This window comes from Vibrio sp. V39_P1S14PM300, from assembly GCF_009904765.1.
Taxonomy (GTDB): Bacteria; Pseudomonadota; Gammaproteobacteria; order Enterobacterales; family Vibrionaceae; genus Vibrio; species Vibrio proteolyticus.
On sequence record NZ_WXWP01000018.1, the window covers coordinates 1 to 5,504 of the forward strand.

At 49.3% G+C, this 5,504-nt stretch carries 5 protein-coding genes; 3 read left to right on the forward strand and 2 right to left on the reverse strand.

The features are described 5' to 3' along the window. Positions 1-279 precede the first annotated feature (279 nt). From CAG65_RS01020 to CAG65_RS01030, 3 genes are all read left to right on the forward strand, one after another. Positions 280-1,686 (forward strand): basic amino acid/polyamine antiporter, encoded by a 1,407-nt coding sequence (locus CAG65_RS01020; RefSeq protein WP_161448138.1) that lies wholly within the window; start codon positions 280-282, stop codon positions 1,684-1,686. Positions 1,687-1,872: 186 nt separating this feature from the next. Then, on the forward strand, positions 1,873-3,033 hold the full coding sequence (locus CAG65_RS01025; protein WP_161451558.1) for a GGDEF domain-containing protein: 1,161 nt from the start codon (positions 1,873-1,875) through the stop codon (positions 3,031-3,033). A 99-nt stretch (positions 3,034-3,132) separates the two neighbouring features. Next, the gene (locus tag CAG65_RS01030) at positions 3,133-4,338 is read left to right on the forward strand and encodes an iron-containing alcohol dehydrogenase (protein WP_161451560.1); all 1,206 of its coding nucleotides are present in this window, start codon (positions 3,133-3,135) and stop codon (positions 4,336-4,338) included. 27 nt (positions 4,339-4,365) lie between these two features. On the opposite strand, the gene msrA is transcribed toward CAG65_RS01030, so the two are convergent. After that, the gene (gene msrA, locus CAG65_RS01035) at positions 4,366-4,896 is read right to left on the reverse strand and encodes a peptide-methionine (S)-S-oxide reductase MsrA (protein ID WP_161451562.1); all 531 of its coding nucleotides are present in this window, start codon (positions 4,894-4,896) and stop codon (positions 4,366-4,368) included. Then, positions 4,893-5,348, reverse strand: coding sequence for a peptide-methionine (R)-S-oxide reductase MsrB (msrB, locus tag CAG65_RS01040; RefSeq protein WP_161451564.1), 456 nt, complete (start codon positions 5,346-5,348; stop codon positions 4,893-4,895). Before msrB ends, msrA begins: the two co-directional genes overlap by 4 nt. Between the last annotated feature and the right edge of the window lie 156 nt (positions 5,349-5,504).

The following is a 5,504-nucleotide window of genomic DNA, read 5'->3' on the forward strand; positions in this document are numbered from 1 at the left end:
GACCACATAAATAACCATAATAATGATATTGAATAGATTAATATTCATTTATAACGGAATATTTTATTTATCTGTACTTGAAAGTGTGTAATATGTGGAGCCTTATACTTTTAAGGTGGCGAAGTTTTCAGCGAAAATCACGCAGCTTTTTGATCGTTGGCAATGAATAGGTATATTTTTGCACTATCTCAGTGACACAGATCACGACAAGCCTGTAGCCAGGCAGATTTCGCTCTAAAATAGCGCCTCCGCATGACAGAGATATACCGGACTTTTACCATGGATAATAAACTCGGGCTTGGTTCTTTGACCGCATTGGTTGTCGGTTCGATGATCGGTGCAGGTGTTTTCAGCTTGCCTCAGAATATGGCTGCCGTTGCCAGTCCGCTAGCGGTGATGATCGGGTGGGGAATCACCGGCGTCGGCATGATTTTCCTCGCACTTTCCTTCCAGCAACTTTCCAATCATAAACCTCATATAGACAGCGGCGTTTTCGGCTTTGCCCGTGAAGGCTTTGGCGACTTTGCTGGCTTTTGCTCGGCATGGGGGTACTGGTTCAGCGCGATGGTTGCCAATGTTTCCTATTTGGTGATTGTTTTCAGTACGCTGGGATTGGTTTTTGATACGCCAGATCAAGTGATATTTGGGGCGGGTAACACCTGGATATCAGTGGCAGGTGCGTCGGTACTATTATGGCTGGTGCATGCATTGGTGTTGCGTGGTGTTCAAACCGCAGCATTTATCAATTTGATCACCACGTTTGCAAAAATGATCCCGTTGGTGCTGTTTATTGTCTGTGCGATGGTCGCGTTTAATTGGGAAACGTTCACGGTTGATTTCTCCGGTCTGCACTTTGGCGCCGAGCACGATTTGATGGCTCAGGTAAAGGCCACCATGCTGATTACGGTGTGGGTATTTATCGGTATTGAAGGGGCCGTGGTGGTTTCGAGCCGGGCTCGTCACCGCAAGGACATTGGCAGGGCAACTATTTTGGGCCTGCTGACGGCATTGACCATCTATGTGCTGGTGACCCTGTTGTCGATGGGGGTCATCAAGCCGGTTGAACTGGCGGAATTCCAGAACCCGTCCATGGCGAAAGTGCTCACCACGATTTTGGGACCTTGGGGGCAGTACATTATCGGCGCTGGATTAATTGTGTCCGTGTGCGGTGCTTTCCTCAGTTGGACAGTACTGGCTTCCGAAGCGCCTTATTTGTGCGCTCGCGACAACATGTTTCCAGCCGAGTATGCACAACAAAATGCCGCAGGGAGTCCGGTCAAAGCGCTGACCCTGACAAATATATGTATCCAGGTATCTCTGGTGTTGGTTATGTACGCGGGCAGTACCTATGACACACTGTTGGTGATTGCGTCAGAGATGATCCTGGTACCGTATTTTCTGGTTGGTGCGTTTACACTGAAACTGGCATTAGAAAAGCGCGATCGTGGCGCTTTGTTGATTGTGGGCCTGTGTTCCACCTTATATGGGGTGTGGCTCTTATACGCTTCCGGCCTGAACTACCTGTTGATGTCGGCAGTGTTGTATGTGCCCGGCTTATATTTCTACATTAAAGCGAAGCGTCAGCAATCAACACATCCGTTTCAGGGTAAAGAGCGTCTTGGTGCGTGTGCATTAACTCTGGTCGCGGTTGTGGCGGTTGGGATGTTGTGGCAAGGCATGCTTTAACTGCCATTTCTGTCTAAAACAGCAGGCTCAGGCCTGCTGTTTTTTTATCCGTTTTTAATTGCAAGAACAATAAAAGGCTATTTAGCTCCCTGTTAGGGAGCCTTTTAGGGTGAATATTTTGGTAAACAGTTATTATTGTGGTACATAGAAACTACAAAACTATAAGTAAGCTGATTGTTGTAGCTGATGACGTTGACCGATTTGGATGTACTTAAATCTGCCACCATCCTGAATAACATTGCCAGTAGTGGTATTGCAGGGTTGTTCGTTATTCTGGTGCGCAACAAACTGACCAACAGTAAATCAGTGGCCGCCAGCTGGTTCACGCTGTTTTTTATCCTGCTGGGGCTGGGCTATCTGACCAGTATTGCCCGAGCCTGGGTGGAGCTGATCTACTCAGTTGCCACCAATAATGCCTTTTACCAAGCTGCCAGCTATGCTTTGTTGTTCGGCGTGCTGAACTGGTATGGGCGTGCGGTACCTCGCTGGCTTTCTCTGCTTGGCTTAGCGCATATCATCGCCTATACCAGCTTACAGATTTGCCTGACGATGACGATTCCGGATTCATTGGAGTTACGAGTGATGCTGGCTGCGCTGAATCACTCCGCTGTCTTTGGTGTGGCGGCGTTGGCAGCGGCTAAATTTACGCAAAGCGGGCGTCTGGGCGAAAAAATTCTGACGTTCAGCATCGCGTTCAGTACAGCGCTTTTATATCTACCTTATATCGCGATGACCCAGTATGATGCCACTATCGTTTACCACAGTTTGTCTGCGTTTGTTCAGAGCATTTTGGTGATCTCTTCATTGGGTGCGGTGTTGTCGCTGTTTTTCTATGATGAAATTGACTGGCACTATCAACGTGCGATCAAAGACAGTTTGACCGGGATGTTTAACCGGCGTTATTTCATCGATAAAGCCAGCCAGAAGGTGGCTAAACAGTCCAAACCGCACTTACTGGCGATGCTTGACCTCGACCATTTTAAGGACATCAATGACTCGTTTGGCCACGAAAGTGGTGACAAAGTCTTGCAGTATTTAAGTCAAATATTTCAGAAACATTTTGCAGACGAAGATTTGGTGGCGCGATATGGCGGAGAAGAGTTTGTGGTGATGTTGCCAATCAATACGCAAGCGATGGCTTACCATAAACTCGACGCACTGCGTTTGGTCGTTGAAGCGACCTCAATTCCGGTGGAACATGGCCGGGTTAAGGTTTCAATGAGTATCGGTACCAGTATTATCGAGCCAGGTGGTGACATCAGCACGGCGATCAAAGAAGCTGATATTGCGCTGTACAAAGCAAAAGAACAGGGACGAAACCGGCTGTGCCGTTACCTTGTTGTTTGAGGGGATTTAAGGCCCACACTTTTTATTCGCCCCTCTGGTCAAGAGCCGCACTTTTTCCTAATCTAAAAATCTGAGTAAATGCTCAAAACAGGGAAGAGAATGACGTATCCAGTTTGGTTTCATAATCTTTATATGACTGGTCTGAAACTGGCGGCCAGGTATTTACCGATCACTAAACCGACCATGTTTATCGGCCACGGTGCTGTCAGTCAACTCTGCCATTCGGTCGGTCTGATGGGATGTCGCCGGGTTCTGGTGGTTACTGATTCCGGCATGGTTGAGCTGGGTTTTGCTGCGCAATTGCAAACAAAGCTCGAAAGCTACGGCGTCGACAGTACGCTGTTTGCGGATGTGGTTCCTGATCCCACTTATACCGAGGCACAACGTGGCCATATGCGGTACCAGCAACAACAGTGTGACGCCGTGGTTGCTTTAGGGGGCGGCTCGCCAATGGATTGTGCTAAGGTGATTGCCGCGCTGGCCACCAACAAACGTTCTGTGAAGCAATTATCTGGCTTACTTAAGGTACGTCAGCCGCCAGCCCCTTTATTTGTCATTCCAACCACTGCCGGAACAGGCTTCGAGGTGACGGTCGCGGCGGTGGTGTCCAATCCACAGTCTCATCAAAAAACACCATTAATGGATCCGAAACTGATGCCATTGGTAGCAGCGCTGGACCCTGATCTGATGATGGGTTTACCTGCACATATCACAGCGCAAACGGGCATAGACGCATTGACGCACGCCATTGAAGCGTACCTGTCCCGAAATGCCACACCGGAGACGGATCGCCATGCACTGGCGGCCTTCCGGCTGATAACGGACAACCTCGAAAGCGCCGTCAAAGTAGGAAGCAATCGCGCTGTCAGGCTGAACATGTCGCTCGCGGCGTATTATGCTGGTCTGGCGTTCACCAAAGCTAGCCTGGGGTATGTGCACGCAATTGCTCACACGTTGGGCAGCCAGTATCAAATCCCGCACGGGTTAGCGAATGCGCTGGCATTGCCACATGTCATGCAGTTCAGTAAAAGCCACGCCGCAGCAAAAATGAAAGCGCTGGCTGTCGCTGGGGGAGTGGCAAGTGAGCAGTCGACCCCGGAATCAGCCGCACAAGCCCTGATCGATTATATACATCAGTTATGTGCTGCCATTGGTTTACCGCACTACCTTGAAGAGATCCAAGAAGAAGACATCGCGGCGATGGTAGCGCAAGCTTTAAAAGAGGCATATTGGAATTATCCGGTGCCGAAACTGATGTCACCTGAAGACTGCCAGAGTATATTTCGTCTGTTGATGAGGCAATGAAAAGGCGCCTTTTCGGGCGCCTTGGAATTAACCAGTGAGCAAATCCTGATAACGTTCACGCAACTTGATCAGCTTCGGTTCGATGACCACTGCGCAGTAGCGTTTTTCCGGGTTATCTGCGTAATAGTTCTGATGATGTGATTCCGCTTCGTAGAACGCCTTGTACATTACGATTTCCGTGACGATCGGGTCATCAAAATAGGGCGTAAGCTCCTGAATGATCCCGTTGGCAACCTCCACTTGCTCATCATCGTGCGCCAGAATGATACTGCGGTATTGCGTGCCCCGGTCCGCCCCCTGTTGATTAAGTGTGGTCGGATTGTGCGTGGTCAGGTGAATCAACAGTAACTGCGCATAGTTGATCTCATCAGCGTCATACTCGATTTGTACCACCTCAGCATGACCCGTCGTGCCGTTACACACTTCACGGTAGCATGGATTTTTCACATGGCCACCACTGTAGCCGCTTCTGACGGACAACACACCTTTAACCTGACTGAATAAGGCTTCTGTACACCAGAAGCAACCGCCACCAAATGTTGCTGTTTGTCGGTTCATTCTGCCTCCTGTTCTACTTTCTCGATCGCGACGGCGTTGATGCAGTATCTGAGCCCGCTGGGTCTTGGTCCGTCAGGAAACACGTGGCCTAAGTGGGCTTCACAACAGTTACAGCGCACTTCGACGCGGATCTGAGCCAGCGTTTGGTCCAGATGATAAGACACCGCATTGGTTTTAAACGGTTGTGAAAACGATGGCCAGCCGGTTTGCGAATCAAACTTACTGCCCGAGTCAAACAACATCGTCTGACAACCAACGCAACGGTATTGCCCGGGTTCAAACAATTCACACATCTGGTCTGAAAACGGACGCTCAGTCCCGTGTTGGCGCATCACATAATATTGCTTATCGCTGAGGCGCGTTTGCCACTCCGCATCGCTCAGGTGCAAAGTTCGATCGGGTGCCGGGTTACCTTGATTGGCGTAGGTAACGATATCTTGCCAGTTGAGCATATGGCCTCCTGTTTTGATAACTGCAGAGAGTAGACCGGAAGCACACCCGGTTTATTTCAGTTTAGGCAAAGTGAGGGAGCTTAGTACGATAAAGGGGCTGAGTGAAAGAAATGAACAGGATAGAGAAATGTATTTATAGCGTACGGCGTATATATT

What these genes read in the sequence shown, in the direction of transcription:
- CAG65_RS01020 (WP_161448138.1), top strand. Translation starts at nt 280, where the DNA reads ATGGATAATAAACTCGGGCTTGGTTCTTTGACCGCATTGGTTGTCGGT.
- CAG65_RS01025 (WP_161451558.1), top strand. Translation starts at nt 1,873, where the DNA reads ATGACGTTGACCGATTTGGATGTACTTAAATCTGCCACCATCCTGAAT.
- CAG65_RS01030 (WP_161451560.1), top strand. Translation starts at nt 3,133, where the DNA reads ATGACGTATCCAGTTTGGTTTCATAATCTTTATATGACTGGTCTGAAA.
- msrA (WP_161451562.1), bottom strand. Translation starts at nt 4,896, where the DNA reads ATGAACCGACAAACAGCAACATTTGGTGGCGGTTGCTTCTGGTGTACA.
- msrB (WP_161451564.1), bottom strand. Translation starts at nt 5,348, where the DNA reads ATGCTCAACTGGCAAGATATCGTTACCTACGCCAATCAAGGTAACCCG.